This window comes from Streptomyces sp. NPDC088707, assembly GCF_044752725.1.
Lineage (GTDB): Bacteria > Actinomycetota > Actinomycetes > Streptomycetales > Streptomycetaceae > Streptomyces.
Genome location: NZ_JBIVLV010000016.1, coordinates 84,048 through 101,079, shown reverse-complemented (window position 1 = coordinate 101,079; position 17,032 = coordinate 84,048). Strand labels below are relative to the sequence as shown.

At 71.3% G+C, this 17,032-nt stretch carries 21 protein-coding genes and 1 pseudogene; 19 read left to right on the top strand and 3 right to left on the bottom strand.

What is annotated here, in order from left to right:
• The first annotated feature begins 55 nt into the window (after window positions 1-55).
• The 7 genes from ACIP84_RS35360 to ACIP84_RS35330 all read left to right on the top strand — a co-directional run bounded on the left by ACIP84_RS35360 (window position 56) and on the right by ACIP84_RS35330 (window position 6,388).
• Window positions 56-523 carry a hypothetical protein gene (locus ACIP84_RS35360; protein WP_401803755.1) on the top strand — a complete coding sequence of 156 codons (468 nt, stop codon included), beginning with the start codon at window positions 56-58 and terminating at the stop codon, window positions 521-523.
• 15 nt (window positions 524-538) lie between these two features.
• Window positions 539-1,894, top strand: a complete 1,356-nt coding sequence (locus ACIP84_RS35355) for a hypothetical protein (protein WP_401803752.1) — start codon at window positions 539-541, stop codon at window positions 1,892-1,894.
• Window positions 1,895-1,909: 15 nt separating this feature from the next.
• Window positions 1,910-2,299 (top strand): hypothetical protein, encoded by a 390-nt coding sequence (locus ACIP84_RS35350; protein ID WP_401803750.1) that lies wholly within the window; start codon window positions 1,910-1,912, stop codon window positions 2,297-2,299.
• 200 nt (window positions 2,300-2,499) lie between these two features.
• Window positions 2,500-4,560: a hypothetical protein gene (locus tag ACIP84_RS35345; RefSeq protein ID WP_401803749.1), complete on the top strand. Its 2,061-nt coding sequence runs from the start codon at window positions 2,500-2,502 to the stop codon at window positions 4,558-4,560.
• Between the two features lie 83 nt (window positions 4,561-4,643).
• Window positions 4,644-5,246 (top strand): hypothetical protein, encoded by a 603-nt coding sequence (locus ACIP84_RS35340; protein ID WP_401803747.1) that lies wholly within the window; start codon window positions 4,644-4,646, stop codon window positions 5,244-5,246.
• Window positions 5,247-5,363: 117 nt separating this feature from the next.
• Window positions 5,364-5,990 carry a hypothetical protein gene (locus ACIP84_RS35335; protein ID WP_401803744.1) on the top strand — a complete coding sequence of 209 codons (627 nt, stop codon included), beginning with the start codon at window positions 5,364-5,366 and terminating at the stop codon, window positions 5,988-5,990.
• A gap of 149 nt (window positions 5,991-6,139) precedes the next feature.
• Window positions 6,140-6,388 (top strand): hypothetical protein, encoded by a 249-nt coding sequence (locus tag ACIP84_RS35330; RefSeq protein WP_401803741.1) that lies wholly within the window; start codon window positions 6,140-6,142, stop codon window positions 6,386-6,388.
• 297 nt (window positions 6,389-6,685) lie between these two features.
• Here the strand turns inward: ACIP84_RS35330 and ACIP84_RS35325 are convergent, their stop codons facing one another.
• On the bottom strand, window positions 6,686-6,916 hold the full coding sequence (locus tag ACIP84_RS35325) for a hypothetical protein (protein WP_401803739.1): 231 nt from the start codon (window positions 6,914-6,916) through the stop codon (window positions 6,686-6,688).
• 128 nt (window positions 6,917-7,044) lie between these two features.
• On the opposite strand from ACIP84_RS35325, the gene ACIP84_RS35320 reads away from it, so the two are divergent.
• From ACIP84_RS35320 to ACIP84_RS35265, 12 genes and pseudogenes are all read left to right on the top strand, one after another.
• Window positions 7,045-7,473: an RRQRL motif-containing zinc-binding protein gene (locus tag ACIP84_RS35320; protein WP_401803736.1), complete on the top strand. Its 429-nt coding sequence runs from the start codon at window positions 7,045-7,047 to the stop codon at window positions 7,471-7,473.
• Window positions 7,474-7,490: 17 nt separating this feature from the next.
• Window positions 7,491-8,003 carry a hypothetical protein gene (locus ACIP84_RS35315; protein WP_401803735.1) on the top strand — a complete coding sequence of 171 codons (513 nt, stop codon included), beginning with the start codon at window positions 7,491-7,493 and terminating at the stop codon, window positions 8,001-8,003.
• Window positions 8,004-8,111: 108 nt separating this feature from the next.
• Window positions 8,112-8,768 (top strand): hypothetical protein, encoded by a 657-nt coding sequence (locus ACIP84_RS35310; RefSeq protein ID WP_401803733.1) that lies wholly within the window; start codon window positions 8,112-8,114, stop codon window positions 8,766-8,768.
• A gap of 176 nt (window positions 8,769-8,944) precedes the next feature.
• Window positions 8,945-9,250 carry a hypothetical protein gene (locus ACIP84_RS35305; RefSeq protein ID WP_401803730.1) on the top strand — a complete coding sequence of 102 codons (306 nt, stop codon included), beginning with the start codon at window positions 8,945-8,947 and terminating at the stop codon, window positions 9,248-9,250.
• 91 nt (window positions 9,251-9,341) lie between these two features.
• Entirely contained in the window at window positions 9,342-10,019 is a 678-nt protein-coding gene (locus ACIP84_RS35300; RefSeq protein WP_401803728.1) for a GGDEF domain-containing protein, read from the top strand.
• Window positions 10,016-10,480 carry a hypothetical protein gene (locus ACIP84_RS35295; RefSeq protein WP_401803725.1) on the top strand — a complete coding sequence of 155 codons (465 nt, stop codon included), beginning with the start codon at window positions 10,016-10,018 and terminating at the stop codon, window positions 10,478-10,480. The genes ACIP84_RS35300 and ACIP84_RS35295 overlap by 4 nt, the downstream gene beginning before the upstream one ends.
• Entirely contained in the window at window positions 10,477-10,998 is a 522-nt protein-coding gene (locus tag ACIP84_RS35290) for a WhiB family transcriptional regulator (protein ID WP_401803722.1), read from the top strand. Before ACIP84_RS35295 ends, ACIP84_RS35290 begins: the two co-directional genes overlap by 4 nt.
• A 9-nt stretch (window positions 10,999-11,007) precedes the next feature.
• Window positions 11,008-11,820, top strand: coding sequence for a hypothetical protein (locus ACIP84_RS35285; RefSeq protein ID WP_401803720.1), 813 nt, complete (start codon window positions 11,008-11,010; stop codon window positions 11,818-11,820).
• Between the two features lie 2 nt (window positions 11,821-11,822).
• Window positions 11,823-12,299 (top strand): hypothetical protein, encoded by a 477-nt coding sequence (locus ACIP84_RS35280; protein ID WP_401803718.1) that lies wholly within the window; start codon window positions 11,823-11,825, stop codon window positions 12,297-12,299.
• A gap of 111 nt (window positions 12,300-12,410) precedes the next feature.
• Window positions 12,411-12,563 (top strand): annotated as a pseudogene (locus ACIP84_RS35275) (DNA polymerase III subunit beta); the annotation flags it as partial.
• A gap of 265 nt (window positions 12,564-12,828) precedes the next feature.
• Window positions 12,829-13,071, top strand: a complete 243-nt coding sequence (locus ACIP84_RS35270) for an NUDIX domain-containing protein (RefSeq protein ID WP_401803716.1) — start codon at window positions 12,829-12,831, stop codon at window positions 13,069-13,071.
• Window positions 13,072-13,288: 217 nt separating this feature from the next.
• Window positions 13,289-13,678 (top strand): hypothetical protein, encoded by a 390-nt coding sequence (locus tag ACIP84_RS35265; protein WP_401803715.1) that lies wholly within the window; start codon window positions 13,289-13,291, stop codon window positions 13,676-13,678.
• Between the two features lie 406 nt (window positions 13,679-14,084).
• On the opposite strand, the gene ACIP84_RS35260 is transcribed toward ACIP84_RS35265, so the two are convergent.
• Window positions 14,085-15,110, bottom strand: a complete 1,026-nt coding sequence (locus ACIP84_RS35260) for a ParB/RepB/Spo0J family partition protein (RefSeq protein ID WP_401803713.1) — start codon at window positions 15,108-15,110, stop codon at window positions 14,085-14,087.
• Complete coding sequence (locus ACIP84_RS35255; RefSeq protein WP_401803712.1) at window positions 15,107-16,393, bottom strand: ParA family protein; 1,287 nt, start codon at window positions 16,391-16,393, stop codon at window positions 15,107-15,109. Before ACIP84_RS35255 ends, ACIP84_RS35260 begins: the two co-directional genes overlap by 4 nt.
• Window positions 16,394-17,032: the final 639 nt, after the last annotated feature.

The following is a 17,032-nucleotide window of genomic DNA, read 5'->3' as shown; positions in this document are numbered from 1 at the left end:
TCTGAGTGACCATCCGTCAAGCCCCCTTCCTAGTCCCGGAAAGGACACCACGACCATGATCGAGACCGCCGTCACCGCCGCCGCCGGCGGGGCCTGCGCCGGGTCCGCCGCTCTGCTGTTTTTCGCCGAGAAGCTGCCCGGACTGAGCCGGGTCACCGGCCGCCTGCACACCGACCGCGCCCAGGCCGTGCTCGTCATGACCGCGTCGGCCGCGATGGTCGCCACCCCAGCCGGCGCCTGGTGGAACGAGACCGTCAACCAGGTCGACTCCTGGGCCGTCAGCGCGGTCGGGGAGTGGACCGGCCTGATCATCACCGGCGTCCCCGCCCTGGCCGGCGTCCTCGTCCTGGCCAACGACCTGATCACCCGGAGGATCGAGAAGCGCACCCTGTTGGTCGCCGCCGTCGTCCCGGTCCTCGCCTCCACCATCCCCGGCCCCGTCGGCGAGGGCGTCCAGTCCGTCCTGGGCTGGATCGTCACCAAGGTCGCCATGCTCATCGCCGGCGCCTTCGGCATCTCCTGAAACGGAGCCTGACCCGTGATCGAACTGCTCGTACTGGCCGCCATCGCCTACGCCGGAGCCCGCGGCGTGGAGTCGATCGCGAGCACCAGCGACCGCCGCCACGACTCCCCCGCGGCCCGTGAGACGGTCGCGAAGGTCGCCGACCGCGGCCCGAAGGACAAGACGGCGAAGACCAAGGAGAAGGAGGCGCCCGGGCCCACCGACCCGGGCGGCACCTTCAGCGCCGTCGCCCCCCGCTCGGCCAAGCTCGGGGGCAAGGCCGCCATCCCCCTTGCGGTTGTCACCGAGACCGGCTCCACCATGTGGAAGGCGGCCGGTGAGGGCTATCGCGAGCGATGGCCGGAGATCCGCGCCGAGCGCCGCAAGAAGATGGCCGCCAGGGCCGCCAGGAAGAAGTCGGCCAAGGACAAGGCCGATGCGAAAAGGAAGGCGGCCGAGGCACTGAAAGCGGCCGGCCCGCCGCCTGCCCACCCGCCCAAGCCGTCTGAACCCCCCACCGTTCCCGCTGAACTCCCGCCGACTCCCGCTGAACACCGGGGCGCAGACACTGAACGCCCGTCCGCTCCCGCTGAACGTCCAGGCCTCGACACCGATCCCTGGTCCGACGAGGAGGACACACCCGAGCAGAACTCCGGCAGGCGGCTGCTCTGGGACGAACTGGAGGACCCCCGCTTCGGCTACGGCCGCGGCCTGAACCCCGAGGCAGCTGAAGAGCGCGTCAAGGCCGCTGAGAGCAAGGCCGAGGAGGCGCGGAAGGAAGCCGAAGCAGCCCGTCACCGCGAGGCCACAGCGAAAGTTCTCGCCGCGCAGAAGGCCGAGCGGGAGGCCAAGGAGCGCGAGGCAGCCGCCGAGGAACGGGCCCGCGCCGCCGAAGAACGGGCCGCCTCCGCAGCCCAGAAGACCACCGAACCCGAGACCCCCACTGGCCACCGCCACCTTGCGGTGGTGCCCGACCCCGACCAGACCGGAGACCTGATGTCCTCACCGGCCACCCTCATCCCCGAGATCCGCACCCTCGACGGCCTGATGAACGCCCTGACCCTGACGCGCGCGATGTGCGAGATGCGCGCAGAGGAAGCCGAGGCCGTCGCCGCCGACGACAGGGCCTTGTCCGACCTCCTCGACCGGATCGAGGGCCAGCTCACCGACTTCGAGGTCGACGACAAGACCCTCCAGGAGATCGCCCTGCTGCGCGAGTCCATCAGCGTCCAGTCCCGCACCGCCCTGGCCTACTCCAAGGCCGCCACCGACACCGGCGCGTTCGCGAGCGCCGCCGCGGCCGCGGCGTACAAGAGCCACGGCGGGATCGCCGAGGCCGTGCAGTCCTCCCCCATCGAGCTGGCCGCCCAGGCCGGCTACTACGAGAACTGACAAGGAGAAGCCCCTATGGCGATCACCAAGGTCGGCGACGTTGCCACCCACCGCGCGCTCCTCGTCGCACTGAACGCGATCAGGGCGGAGGTCGAGGCCCGCCAGGAAGACGTCGACAACATCGCCCGCTGGAACGAGGCGATGGCCGCCCGCATGGACGGCGCGGCCGGCGAGCTCACCGCCCTCAACCTCGACCGCTACACCATCGGCAACGTCAAGATGCTCGGTGACCTGATCACCGGACAGAAGTCGTACGCCGACGCCTACAAGAACGCCACCGACAACTCCGTCCAGCAGGCCGAGCAGGCAGCGCGCACCGCGCACCGCAACCACGGCCGGATCAAGGACGCCGTCGACGACGCCGACGTGCCGATGGCAACGAACACCTTCTACAACGCCGAATAGACGCCCCCGCAGTACCCGGCCGTCCGGGCCCCGCCGAACTTCGGCGGGGCCCGGCCCCGTTGTTGCCCAGACGCCCCCGCCCCGCCCCTCCCGTCACGTACGGGGGGCGGGGCGGAGGCGGTGGGGAGCACCGGGCCCGACCCGAAACGAACACCACCGACTCCCGGCTCTCCGCCGCCCGAACACGAAGGGACACCCCCGTGCGCGCCCCGAGGAACCCCTCCCCCCAGTACACCGACTTCGCGGCCTTCATCGCCGCGCAGAACAGCGCCGTGACCGCGAAGGCCGCCACCGGCAAGCGGCCCGTCAAGCAGTGGGCGCTGGACAATCGCGGCCGCCTCACGGTCGCGCTCACCGCCGCGAGCCTGGGCCCCGCCGGCGAGCTGCTGTCGATGACCGGCGACGGCTGGAAGACCGCCCTGACCCTCGGCGCGGCCGGAGCCGCCGGCGCGGGAGCCTGGGGCTGGATGCCTGGCCTGGTCAAGGTAAAGGGCATCTGGCGTCCGGCCCGCACCCTGCCGTCCCAGGTCGACCAGGTGACCGGCCTGTCCATGCCGCTCACCGGGTCCGGCCTGCTGACCACCATGGCCGCCACCGGCGGCCCGGAGTGGGGCGAGAATCCTCTGTGGGGTCTTTCCCTGGCCTGGTCGCTGGGTTACGGCGCCTGGGTATGGCGCAGGTGGGGCCGACGACCGGCTGAGTCCAGTCCCGCCCTCGCCCAGCAGATGCTCGACTGGATGGAGTACGCCGCCGCCGCTGACGGCCCCTACCCCAAGAGCAAGCTGGTCTCCCCGCTCGCCACACCAGGCGGCGGCTGGTCGGCGGAGATTCACGTTCCGCGCGGCAAGTCCTTCAAGATCACCGGCCTGGACGACGTGCTGTCCGCCCTCGGGATCGACGACCCCGACCTGATCGCGCTGGAGAAGCTCGCCCCCCGCAAGGGCAAGATCACCGTCTTCACCGAGAACCCGCTGAAGAAAGGCACTCTCTTCGGCCCCCAGCACGTCCTGGACCCGGACACCGGCCTCGCTCCGTTCGGCGTGTACTACGACGGCGACGAGGCGAACTACCGGTTCTTCCTGCCGGGCTCCGGCGCCGTGCACGACTTCATCACCGGCACCTCCGGCTCGGGCAAGTCCCGGGCATTGGACGCGCTGCTGGCGATCGAACGCAGAAGCCCACTGGTCTGCTCGCTCGTCATCGACCCGCAGCATGGCCTGTCCCTGCCGGACTGGCCCGACGGTGTCGCCGCTTTCGCCCCCGGCAACGACTTCGGCATCGTCGTCCTGAGGGCCGTCCACGCTCTGATGAAGGAGCGCTCCAGCCGCTACAACCGGATGAAGTGGACCGACGACAAGGGCCGCACCCGCGTCGGCCGCGCCTTCTTCGTCCCCGGCGATCCCGACCCGCTGGTCGTCCTCACCCTCGACGAGGCCCACGACCTCCTCAACGACACCGAATACGGCGAAGAGGCCGTCAAGCTCATCGGCGACCTGGTGAAGGAGGCCCGCAAGGTCGGTATCAAGTTCCGCCTCGCCAACCAGAGCCCGAACGCGAGCGAGCTCGGCGGCGAGACCCTGATCCGCGACATCCTCCAGGGCGGCAACAACCTCGTCCTCCGCTCCGGCTCCTCGGCGACCGGCAAGCGGGCCGCCGGCAACGCCCTGGGCGACATCGACCCCGGAGCGATTCCGAAGGAGTTCAGCGACGGCAGCACCACCGGTGGCCTCGGCTACCTCGCCGGACCTGACAACCGGGCCGCGATGTGGCGCGCCCCGAACGTCGAGGACGCCTTCGGCCTGGCTCACGAGGGCGTCACCACCGGAATCGAGCAGGCGTCCATCGACGCCCTGCCGATCCTGCGGCACGTCCTGGACGAGCACGCTCTGATGCTCTCCCTGCGCAACGCCGGCGAAGAGTACACCTACGACCCTGACCGGTTCACCAACGGCGCCCCGGCCAAGGCCCGCAAAAGGGCCAAGACTTCCGTGTCCGCGCAGCAGGAGGACGCCGTGCCCGACGCGGTCGAGCCCTCGGGCCCGGCCCTGTCGAACACTGCCCGCCGGATCGTCACCTTCCTTCTCAAGCACGGCAAGCCCGTCGCCCCCGCGGTCATCTCCAAGTCCCTTGACCTGACCGGTCCCCAGGTCCGCACCGCCCTGAAGCGGATGAAGGACGACCCCGAGATCCCCGTCGTCAACCTCGGCCACGGCGCCTGGATCCACGAGACCCACGCCGGCGAGTACAAGACCGCGGCCTGACCCATCCGCCCCTCACGCCGGAGGCCCCCGGGGCCGGCCTCCGGCGCATCCCCTCTCGCTTCCCTGACCCCTTGGAGCGCCCGATGAACACCGAGAAGTGCGCGGTCGGCCAGGACGTCGGCCTTCGCAACCCGGCCCTGCCCGCTGCCGTCTGGCAGCCGGCCCCGCCCACCCACCACACCCTGGAGCCGGTCACCGCTCCGCAGGTGACGCTCTACCAGGTACCCGTTCCCGGCTCCGTCCAGGTCCAGCTCCCCGACGGCCGCATCGCCTGGGGCCGCCCCGTCCCGCAGCGCCTCGACCCGGCCCCCACCCACACGACACCGGCTGAGCCGATGCCCGCATGGGCGAAGGCCATCGGCATGGTCGCCGGCAGTCTCACCCTCCTCGCGCTCGGCGGCGCCGTCGCCCTGCGGATCGCCGCCCCCGCCCTCGGAGACCTCGTGGACCTGCTCGACATGATCTGGAAGGTCGCCGTCACCCTCGCCGTCCTCATCCTCGGCGCCCGTCTCCTGAGCCGCTCTCTGCGCGGCGCCCTCGGCACCGATCAGGCCACCACCAGCCAGACCGAGCAGACGGTCGTCTTCGCCCCGCAGATCGACACCGGCGGTACTCGTCTCCTGGGCCGCAGCGGCGACATCAACATCCAGTTCGGCGACCGCAACCGCAACCGCAACAAGCAGTAATACCCCGGTCCTGCCGCCCCGCCCGGTCCTCGCCCCGCCCGTACGACGGTCCGGGCGAGGACCGGACAGGCCGCCCGGCCCGCACCCGCTCCACCCCTCGTCGACCAGGAGTGCCGCATGTTCCGTCCCCAGCCCGCGCCCGTCCCCATTCTCACCATCCAGCCGATGCAGCCAGCCAAGCCGACCTGGTGGCAGGCCCACCGCCACCAAGTCCTCGCCTCCGCCGCCCTCGTCGGCGGCTTCGTCCTGGGCCAGCACGCCGACAACACCCCCACCGCCAGCGCCCCGCCGCGTGTCCGGCGTCGAGCGCGGCCGCGCCGACCGCGTAGTTGTGTACGGGCTGGTCATGGTGGCGAGCACTGCGAACACGCCGCCCGGGTCATCGGTATCGAAGGCCCTGTCATCACAGAGATGATCGCGGCCATGGCGCACTTGGGGAAGGCGCTCGCAGCCAGCGTCGCCCGCCTGACCTGGGTCCTATGGGTCGGATCGACCATCGCCATGGTGTGGTCCGCGACGCCCGAGCCCGGCCGCACGGTCGCCACCGCCATCACTGCCGTCGCCGGATCCGCGCTCAGCCTGCTCGCCCTCCACAGCCTCTCCTTCACCCGGGACATCAACGTCGACGTCCACATCCCCACACAGCCCGCCCCGCAGGTCCACGCCGAGATCCACCTGCCCCGGACCGAGGCCCAAACGCCGGTCTACAAGCCGTTCGACCCGCAAAAGCCCTCCCAGAACTGACCCCGGACGCCCCGCCTGGACCACCGTCCCCCGCCCCGCACCGGGGCGAGGACCGGTGATCCGGACCGGCCGCCCGGCCCCCCACGCCCCTCGCCGGAACTCTCTTCCACCGAAGGGCGCGGTGCTTCCACCCCGCCAAGGAGGACCCGATGCTCCGGCTCATGCGCACCCGCACCCACCGCCAGCTCGCCACCCATATCCAGGAACTCCACGACCGCGCCAGCAACCAGGAGCGCGGCCGCCTGGCCGCCGAGTACCGCATCACCCAGGCCCTGGAACTCCTCAAGGCCGAGGAAACCGAACTGTCCACCCGCCTCGCCTACGCCCTGACTGGCGACGGCATCTTCACCGTCGCGCCGTCCCCGGACCCCCACCGCACCACCCAGGTCCAGCGCTGATCCGGCCACACCGCCCGGCCATTCGCTCGCACCCCCGCGCCCTGTCGGCGAGCCCTTCGCCGACAGGGCGCAGCACTGCCCACCCACACCTGCTGGAGGACATCCCGTGCTCGTTCCCCGCCCGCGCCGCCGGATCGGACGCCCGCGACTGAGGCGCCCTGGACCCCGCTACCCGCAGCACCCCGCTCGGCTCCCTGGTGCCTGGAGCCGGTGACGTCCCGGTCGGCTGCACACGGAAGCGCGCCGCACGGATGATCCGTGCGGCGCGCTTCCGGCTCGAGGCCGGTCGTTGTGCTGCTACTGCTGCGGGGCGGATCTGGGAGGCCGGCCGCCGACGTTCGTACGGTCCCAGTCCTTCTCCCACTCCTCGACGGCCACCCGCTCCCACACCCGGCCCGCCTTCGTCCGCGCGAGGAACGGCGGGAAGTCCGGCCTGGCCACGAGGGCGTTCGCCCGCTGGCGGCTGACGCCCAGCATCTCCCCGATCTCCGTGACGCCGACGTGCGCGGAGGTATCCGAATTCGTCATGCCTAAGAGGATCAAGCCATACCACCAGCCTGTCAACGTCTTTCTTCTGTAAACACGTTGACAGCGTAAACCCCTTTACAGCATGGTGGTGGGAGCGAGACCACCCACCCACTTCGGGGGAGGCACCCGTGCACGCCCACTACACCGACGAGGACCTTGTCGACGTCGACCCCCACGACCCCGGCGACGGCTCGCTGCCGGTCTTCCGGTGGCGCCAGGCCGGTCCCGGGCTCGCGACCCGCCGACAGCTGCGGGAGATGGGCCTGCGTCCCGGCGGCCAGGAGCCCGTCGCCCGTATCGAGTGCCGCGGAGGCCGACGGTTCGCGTGGCTGTACCGGATCGACCTGGCCAAGCCCAAGCTCCCGATGACCCTCGCCAAGGAAGCCGCGCTCGACAAGGCGATGGCCAAGCGCCAGACCTGCGGCACCTGCCGCCGGCGCTACTTCCACTGCATCCCTCTGAAGGCCCTGGGTTCGTGCCTGGAGTGCTACGACGGCACGCCCGCCGACCCCGCCTCCTACACCGCTCCCCCGGCCCCGCACCTGCTGGCCGCCTGAACCGAGAGGACCACCTCATGCAGGCTCACCGTCCCGCTCTCTTCGCCGCCCTGCTCGGACTGACCCGTGCCGGGAGCGCGATCGGGGACTTCTGGGTGCAGAACGACTTCTGCGCCCGGGTGAAGGGCGCCTCGGACGACTACCCGGTCACCTACGAGGACCCGGTCACCGAGAAGAAGACGACCCATGGCACGGCCGACGGCCGCAAGGCGTGCTTGGAGCACTGCCTGACCTACACGGCCACGCAGGCGATCGTCGCCGGACTCGGCGCCCGCGCGCTCGGCATCAAGGTCCACCCGGCCGCCGCGGCGGCGGCCCTCGCGGTGTCGTTCGGCACCCACTACGCCGCCGACCGGCGCGTCCCGGGCAAGGGCCTGCTGGAGAAGCTCGCCTCCAAGACCGGCAAGGGCGGCTTCTACAAGCTCGCGGACTTCGGCATAAACGGGTCCTTCCACTTGGACTCCGCCTGGCACCACGGCTGGGAGACGGTCGCCTCCCTGGTTGCCACGACCGGCGCGAAGACCCGGTAACCGGCCGCCCGCGCGCTCCCCTCCCGCACCGCCGGGCACGACGAACCACCCCGCTGAAGCGGCCCGCCGCCTGGGGGCCGCCCTTCCCCTCTCGAAGGAGAACCCGCTGTGCGCGCATCCGTACGCCGCTCCATCCAGGCCCTGCTCGACGGCACCGACATGGTCACCATGCTGGCCGGTGCCGTCAGCGGCGCCGTGGCCGGCTACACCTACTACCCGGCCACCTACTACGCCGACCTGCGCCTGGCCGCCACCGGCGCCGTCGCGCTTGGCGGAGCCTTCGTCTTCACCACAGTCGCCGACGCGGTGCTCGCCCCGCTGCGCCGCCGCTTCGCCCCGGCCGACGTCGCCGAGATGCGCGCCGCCGCCCAGACCCGCGTGGCCGAGGCCCGCAGTGTCGCCGTGCCGAGCGGCCTGGGCGAGGCGCTCGACCAGGTCGCCGCAGCCGCCGAGGACGACGCCGCATGCCGCGCCGCCCAGGCCGCCTACCGCATCGATCTCAGCGACCAGCTGCTGAGCAACCCCGGCCGGTGGCGCGGCTACACCAACGGCGAGGCCACCTACTACCTCGCCCCCGGCACGGTCCTGCACTACAGCCGCGAGGAGAGCGAGCGCGGCATCGCCGAGCCCCGCTACACGCTCCTGGCCGCCGACGACCCGACGCCGGTCCCCATCACCAACGTCCGGGACATCCTCGACGACCTCGCCCCGCGCGCCCGCAAGACGGCCGAGGCCCTCGACGCGGTGGCGCCGAGCACGGTCTGACGGCTCCCTGTGCCGCCCCCTGGCCCGTGCATCGCGCGGAGTCCGGGGGCGGTGCGGAGGACCGGAACACCCCCTGCTCCGTCGCGACCGCGACGGGCTTCCACGCCGCCCCGGCCACCAAGGCCGGGACGGCGCGGTGGCCCCTCACGAACCAGACAAGAAAGGAGACGGGCGTCATGCCGAACCACAAGGTCTACGAGGTAGACGTCCCGATACACGACACCGCCGACCCGGCCCGCAGGGGTCTGCACGTCTTCACCGGCGTCGCCGACTCCCCGGCCGCGGCCCTGCGCCGCGCCCATGAGGTGTACGACGCCGCGCTCGCCGCGCAGCAGGCTGGCCTCGAGGTCCCCGGCAAGGAGCCGGACAGCTGGGGAGCCTCCGGGCTGCGGCCCGGCTGGGAGATGGAGTGGACGGCCGCGAAGGCCGGCCCCTGGCACAACCCGCTCAGCTGCACCACCCGCAGCCGCTTCGCGCTGTAGCTCCGCCCCGGGACAGGCGTACATCGGCGTCCAAACCAGTCCGCCTGCCCCGGGCCACCCAACTCGTACGAGACGAGAGGGAGATCCAAGTATGGACTCCGTTCTGCGCGTTCCGGGCCCGATCGGTCAGCGCGCTCTGTTCATCACCACCCTCGCGGTCCCGCTCACCGGCTGGACCCTCCACGCGCTCACCCTCCACCGGCGCCTCGCCGCCACGAAGCGCGATCCGCTGACCGGCCTGTTGCGCCGCGACGCCTACACCCACCGCGCCCGCCGCCTCCTGGCCCGCCACGGCGACACCGTGACCGTGGTCATGGTCGACGCCGACCACTTCAAGGCGATCAACGACCAGTTCGGGCACGCGGCCGGCGACGCCGTCCTCGCCGCGTCCGGCGCCCGCCTCACCGCCTGGGCCGGGCCGTCCGCGGCCGTCGGGCGGCTCGGCGGCGACGAGTTCGCACTCGTCCTGGACCTCCCCGCCGCTCGCCGCGTCCAGCGCCTGAAGCAGTTGGTGCGGATGCCGCACACCATGGTCGTCTTCGACGACGGCCGCACGGTCGACGTCGCCACCTCGGTCGGAGCCGCGGCCCCGTCCGCCGTCGGCAGCCGGGACCTGTCCGCACTTCAGCGGGCCGCCGACGCCGCGCTGTACGACGGCAAGCACACCGGCCGCCCGGTCCTCGCCACCGCCGAGCACGCCACGGTCCCCTCCCTCAACGGCCGGCGCCTCGGCCGCCCGGGCACGGCCACGTGGGGACGGGCGGCATGAGCGACTCGACTCTCCCCGCCGACCCGGGCACCTGGGTGCGGGGCATCACGATCCGCCAGCCCTGGGCCACCTGCGTCCTGGCAGGCAAGAACATCGAGAACAGGCCCGTGCCCTGGCCGTGGCGCGGCTGGGTGCTCATCCACGCCGGGAAGGCGAAGCCAGCCCCCGCGCTGCTGCGTGACCCGCTGGTCGCCACCGCGATCCGCGGCCGCGACCTGCACACCGGCGCCGTCATCGGCATCGCCCGCCTGACCGACTGCCACCAGGACCCGGCCGGCCCCCCGCCCTGCTCCCCCTGGGCCCAGGCCGATGCCTGGCACCTGGTCCTGTCCGACGTCCACGAGCTCCCGCTGCCGATCCCCGCCGTCCGCGGGCAGCTCGGCGCGTGGAAGCCGACGCAGGACCTCGTCGACCAGGTCCGTCTCCAGCTCCCCCAGCTCGCCCCGGAGTCCGCGTCATGAGCCGCACCCACCCCACCGACCCCGCCCCCGACCCCCGCTTCCCCTTCCCGCGCACCTCCGCCCCGACCTGCTGCCGCCGAGACCCGGCCCTGTTCGACCTCGCCTCCGGCGACCTCAGCGGCGACACGAAGGACGCGGCGCGGGGGCGGCTGGAGCAGGCGCGGCGTTCCTGCTCCGCCTGCCCGATCGTCACCGCCTGCCTGCGGTGGGCGCTGGTCAACAGGACGCTCACCCAGGACGGCGTCTTCGCGGGCACCACCCCCGCGCAGCGCTGCGCCCTGCGCCGCCGCCTGGCCGACCGGCTCGGACCCGATTGGGTCGACGTCCTGGCCGCCCGGGACCAGGCCCGCCGCGAGCGCGCCGAGGCCGCCCGGCACACCCCGCTGCCCGTGGCCCAGGCCCGCATCGTCCATCTCGACCGCGAACTCAACGGTTCCCTTCGCCTGCTGCCGCAGCTCACCGCCGAGGAGCAGCGCCTCAACCGCTCCCGGCTCGTGGCCGGCCTCAAGGCCGCGTAGGAGGCGACCGTGTGCACCGACCTGACCGTCAGCACCCGGGCCGGAGCGCTGGTCCTGGCCCCGAGCACGGAGCCTCAGCTCGCCGCCGCCGCGCGGACCGTCGCACGGCACGCCCGCGACCACGCCGACCTCGCGCTCCTCCTGGACGTCCTCGGACTGCCCACCATCCACCCGCTCCCGGAAACCGGAGACACCGCCACCATGACGACCACCACCGGCACCCTTTCCGCGCACGAGTCCGTCGCGCTGTCGATGCACGCCGACGGCGCCAGCGAGCAGGACATCCGCGAGGCCACCGGACTGACCGAGGCCGAGCTGAGCGACCTCATCGCCGACAAGGTCCTCGACCTCCCCCGCGCATCCATGAGCCCGGTGATCGACGTGCCCGTCGTCCCGCTCCCGGGCTCCGACTCCCTCCAGAAGCTGATCGAGTGGGCGGCCGCGCACCCGGCCGCCTCGGTCCGCAAGAGCGCCGCCCGCATCACCGCCGCCCTCACCGAGCTGTCCGCCCGCCGCGACAGCGAGGCCGCGCAGCGCGAGGCGGAGGCCCGCGTCGCCAAGGCCCGCGAGGCCCTGGAGCAGGCGGAGCAGGAGCTGCGTGCCGTGAAGGCCGGCACCCGCACCACCACGGTGGCCGCCACCGCACCGACCCCGATCCGCACCGGCACCAGCGGCGCCTACAGCCGGGACGAGCTCGCCGCGATCCGGACCTGGGCGCGCGCCAACGGCCACCAGGTCGCCGGCCGGGGCCTGCCGAGCAAGACGGTCCTGGACAAGTACGCCGCCGCCCACCCCACCGCCCCGGCACGGAAGGCAAGCTGACGATGACCGCGATACCCCTGGTCCTCGACGGCTACCTCGACGAACTCCCCGTCCCCGGCGACGACGGCCTCACCGCCCGCTTCCGGGTGATCTCCTCCCCCACCGACAACAACGTCGACGAGACCGTCTTCGCCTGCCGCACCGTCGACCCGCACCTCGCCCACGCCCTGCTCAACCTGATGCAGCCCGGCGACCTGCTGCGGATCGGCGGCCACCTCGCCGTGCCCGGCCCCGGCGACGGGGGCGGCCCGCGCCTCGCCGTCGACTCTCTGGAGCTCCTGGCGCCCGCACCCGCCCGGCACCTGGCCGACATGGTTCTCGACCGCTACGGCCCCTACCTCGTCGTCTTCGACCCCGAGGTGGACACCGTCCCGGTCTTCACCGAGACCGGCGTCTGGGTCGGCACCGCCGAGAACGCGGACGCCATCACCGACCTGATCCACGCCCACGAGACCGGCAACCCGCCCCCCAACTCCTGAGCCCTTCACCCGCCCACGACCGGCGGAGCCGCCCGCACACCGCAGGGCGGCTCCCCGCCCCGGCACCCACGCAGCTGCTCCCCGACCTCACCGCCCCGAAGGGACACCCTCGTGAAGCTCACGATCGACCACGCCGACCTTGCCGCAGCCGTCGGCTACGCCGCCCGCACCCTGCCCTCCCGGCCGCCCGCCCCGGTCCTGGCCGGTCTGCTCCTGGACGCCACCGGCGACGAGCGCCTGCGCATCCGCGCCTTCGACTACGAGGTCTCCGCCGACACCACCGTCCCGGCCGCCGTCACCACGCCCGGCCGCGCCCTGGTCCCCCGGACGGCTCCTGGCCGACATCACCGCCACCATCCGCGGCGACATCCACCTCGACCTCGACGGCACCCGGGACGACCAGGCCCTGCGCTACCTCCTCATGCCGATCCGCCAGACCGACTGACCCACCCCAGGGGCCGTGACCATCGCGGCCCGGCCCCGGCCCACCCGACCCGATCCCACCGAGCACCCGTTCAAGGAGCCGACCATGACCGACACCCACGAGAACCACGCGACCATCCGCTACACCGCCGACGTCGTCGCCGTCACCGACGGGGACGAGGGGAAGGCCTCCAGTCGGGCCGCCGTCCGCGAGCTGGAGGAAGAGACCTGCGTCCGCGTGACCGAAGACGAGCTGCGCCTGGTCGGCATCTGGGACCAGCCCGACCGCGACCCGCGCGGCCGGTACGTCACCGTCGCCTACCTCGCCACCGTCCCCGCCGGCACTTAGACCACCGCCGGAGACGACGCCCGCTGGTGGCCCCTGACCGACCTCCGCCAGCCGCTCGCGTTCGACCACGCCAAGGTCCTCAACACCGTCCTGCATCCCACACTCTGACCTCACCCCGCCTGTATCCACGCCCAACGGAGCCGCCCGAAGGCCACAGGCGGCCCCGCCGACGGCGTTCCGCTCGGTCTCGCCCTTCACCACGAGCAGGAGGCTTCCCTTGCACCCGATCCGTCTGATCTCGTTCGGCTACCTGCACCTGCCCACTGGCCTGGACAGCCGCCCTATCCCGCCCACCGCCGACCGGATCGAAGACGTCCGCGTCCGGCTCCGGGACCCCGCCGCCGCCCGCGACATCCTCGACCTCGACGGCCTCAACCCCCGCGTCCAGGACATCGTCCTCAGCACTCCGGGCGCCCGCGAGCTGCTCGCCAACCTTGCCGACTACGTAGGCCTGCCCGCCGGCCCGCATTCCATCGCCATCGGCTGTGCCGGCGGGAAGCACAGGGCAGCCGGCCTCACCGAACTCCTCGCCCGAGAGCTTCGCTCCCGCAGCCGACTGGTCGATGTCGAGCACCTCCACGTCCATCTCCCCCGCATCCTCAAGTAGTCCGGTACCGGCACTGGAGCGAGCGCACGACACCCACCGGCCTGCACGACGTTGCGACCAGAGGGGCGCTGGCGGCATCACGCACCCTCCAGAACAGGTCCCGGTTCCAGCTGAAGACTCGGCGACGTCGGCTTCCCCTGGGGCTTTGGCGACCTGCACATCACCGGCCTGCTCGTCCCCGATGCTGACGAAGGCCACCACCTGCGCTCTTCGCCACGCCAAGAAGGCCGGCACCCCATGTGTTCGTGGGGTGCCGGCCTTCTTGGCGTTCAGCGGAGCGGGCTTTTTTACCGCGTAAAAGTGGGCCGAGGTCAGCACCATCGGGCTGGTCTGCGGACAGGCGGTTTTACGCGGTAAAACTGCCGCCGTGAGGACAGGGGGTTTTACCGCGTAAAACCGCTGTCTCTCAGAGTGCGTCGAGGAGGCCCTGTGCGATCTTCTGGATCGTACTGGAGGGGGAGCGTTGCAAGATCGTGGCCACGACGGCATCAGCGTCTGCCCAATCGACGAGAGCCTCGCTCCTGTCCGGGGAAGGCGTTTCGACACGCGGCTCGGGAACGCTCTGGGCCGTGCCAAGGGCATCGTCTCCCGAAGCCTCCGGGTGCATAAGTGTGTCCGTGGACGTGCCGGCTGCCGGGGCCTGAGGCTGCTGCTCCTTCTTGAGCGCAGCGGCGGCCCTGCCGCGGATGGCCTTGGGCTTCCGGGCCTGCTCTGCCTTGCGCTCCGCCATCTTCGCTTCGACGAAGGACGCCTGCTGCTCAGCAGGAAGGCGTCCTGCCTTACGGGCAATCGCGATGGGTACTTCCTTGGCCGCGACCCGCTCCTGGATCGGCTCGGGAAGCTGGAGTAGCGCGCGACGGGTGGAAATCCACGAGTCGTTGACCGTCCCCCCCAGGACGCTAACGACTGCTGCTGCGCTGCCGTGAAAGGCCACGAGAGCATCGAGGGCTTCGGCCTCCTCGATGGGCGTCAGGTCCTTGCGAAAGTGGTTCGCGCTGAGAGCTGCAGCGAGAAGGTCCTCCCGGGTGCCTGCCGATGAGTCGTCGACCGTGATGCGCAGGTCGATGCCCGCCTTGCGAGCGGCCTTGAGTCGACAGTGGCCGTCGATGACGACGTACTCGAGCCCGGCCGGCACTGCGTCCTGGTGCTCGGGGTGGGCTACCAGGAAGGCCAGCCGGGTCATGACAGTGGCCGTCTGGATCTGACCGACTTCGCGCATGTTGCGGGCGAGACTGTCCAGGTACTGCTCGTCGAACTCCCGGCGCGGGTTCTCAGGGTTCTCAGCGACGACTTCAGGCGAGACGGAAGCCGGGGGAGCACCCACGACGGAGTCGATGATCTGTCCGCGAGTGACACGCAGTGAGCGTGCGGATCCGAAAGCCGCGCTGGGCCCGGTCCGTTCGGCTGCGGACTTTCGACGGTCGGAACTCAAGAGGAGATCTCCTTGACGATCTGGCGCATGACGCGTGACTGGTCACAGGACGGGTCGTAGGCGAGCAGCGGCCGGCGTGCCCGCGCGGCTTCCCGCTGCTCTTTGCGCCGGGGGATGACTCCTATGACGCGGGGCTCTTCGAGTGCGTACCACTCATTGAGCGAACTGGTGACGACGTGCCCGTCGCGGGCGTCATACAGGTTGACCACCAGACCGAGATAGGCGGTCGTGATCCGCCAGTCGATCATGCCGTCGTCGATCTGCTCGACAAGCATCGTGTACGCGTCAGCGGATGAGTCCTCCGCCTGGACCACGATGACGATCCCGGAATCGCCTTCGGGCTCGCCGTCTCGTTCCCGGGCGTAGTAGATGGCGGCGTCCATGGCCATGCCCAGGCTTGGAGGGCAGTCGACGATGATGATGTCGTAGTGAGCTTCAAGCGGTTCGAGTGCGTGCTCCAGGGTGGCCTGGCGGTTGCGCGCAGCCGAGATCATGACGTCCAGCAGGAAGGCGTCCTGGCAGGAAGGCAGAAGGTCCAGACGGCCGCCGAATCGCTCTTCCTCCACGGGGACGATGAGGTCATGGATGTCGCCGGTGGCCTGCCGGGACATGAACTTGGCCAAGCTGGGCCCGTTCGCGGGGAGCTGCTTGACGCCGAGTTGCTTGGTCAAGTGGCCTTGCGGGTCGTAGTCCACGAGCAGTACCCGCAGTTCCGGGGCTTCGTAGGAATCGTCTGCTTCTGCTGTGCCTGAGGCTGAGCCTCCCGCCTCCTGCTCCGTCAGCAGCGCTGCCACACGAACGAGTTCAGCCCCGCCCGGAAAGGCTCCTCCAGCGAGACGGGCAAGTTCTGCGTCCTCAGCGAAGGCCCCTCCGAGGCCGGCCGTGACCGCGGTCTTCCCTACGCCGCCCTTCTGGTTGCAGACGATGAGGCGACGTGTGGTGCGCTCCAGCGGCTGATGGCGGGGGGAAGGGTGCGCGGCCAGCCAGAGGGACACCGCCTGGGCGAGCCCCTGGACGTACGGGATTCCTCGCTTGCTGCACTCCGCCTTGAACTGAGCGGTGCTCGACTCCTTGAGCCAGGTGGCGAACGGTGGCGCTCCAGCCGTGTCGACTTGGGGAACTTTCCCTGGTGCGGCTTCGCTCCACTCGCTGAGGGCGTCGGCCACTGCATCTTGGATGTCGCTGCGGAGCTCCGCAGCGCGGATCTTGAGTTCTGCTTTGAGGGGCGCCGGAAGCTTGAAGGTAACCTTCTGCCTCTCCCCTTGATCGTTTGAGGACGTCACGAGGAGAGCTTACTTACCTCGGTGAGGTTGGGGGAAGTTGGCGCGCCGCTGTGAGCCCGCCTAAGGGCCTGGGGTGGCTCCTGACGTCTCCTCATACCGGAGATCACGAGAACGGCCGCCCAGGCCCCCGTTCTGGACGTCGCATTTCTGACGATTCAGGGCTTTAAGTCGTTTCGAGTGGCCTTCCCGTCGAAGAATGATCGACAAGCGAAGAATGATGGCCAGCCGAACCGTCTCGCCGAAGCCCGTTCCCGCAGTGGCCCCGGCACTTCCCGTCCGGGGCAGGGGCTTGCCGCAAGCGAAGGGCGGCGCGACGAGCCCGCGCCGCCCACACATTGCCGTGCATGAGGCGCGAGCCCATACCGCGTTGGGGCGAGTCCCCACCCCGACCGGCGCGCGCCATTCTCCACAGAGCGTCGCTCCGGGAAGAGGCCCCCGAGCTCCAGCTGTCCGTACCTGCGGCAGACTGTGCGGATGCGTGATGTGCTGACGGAAGACCAGGCTCCGGCTGCCCCGCCTGTGATGGGGCGGGCCGCTCCGGGTGCAGACGAGTCTGTTCCGGGGACCCAGCCGACCGCTCCGCCCCCACGGAGCGGTGTTCCGCCTACACGGAGCAGTGTTCCGCCTGCGGGCGGAGCC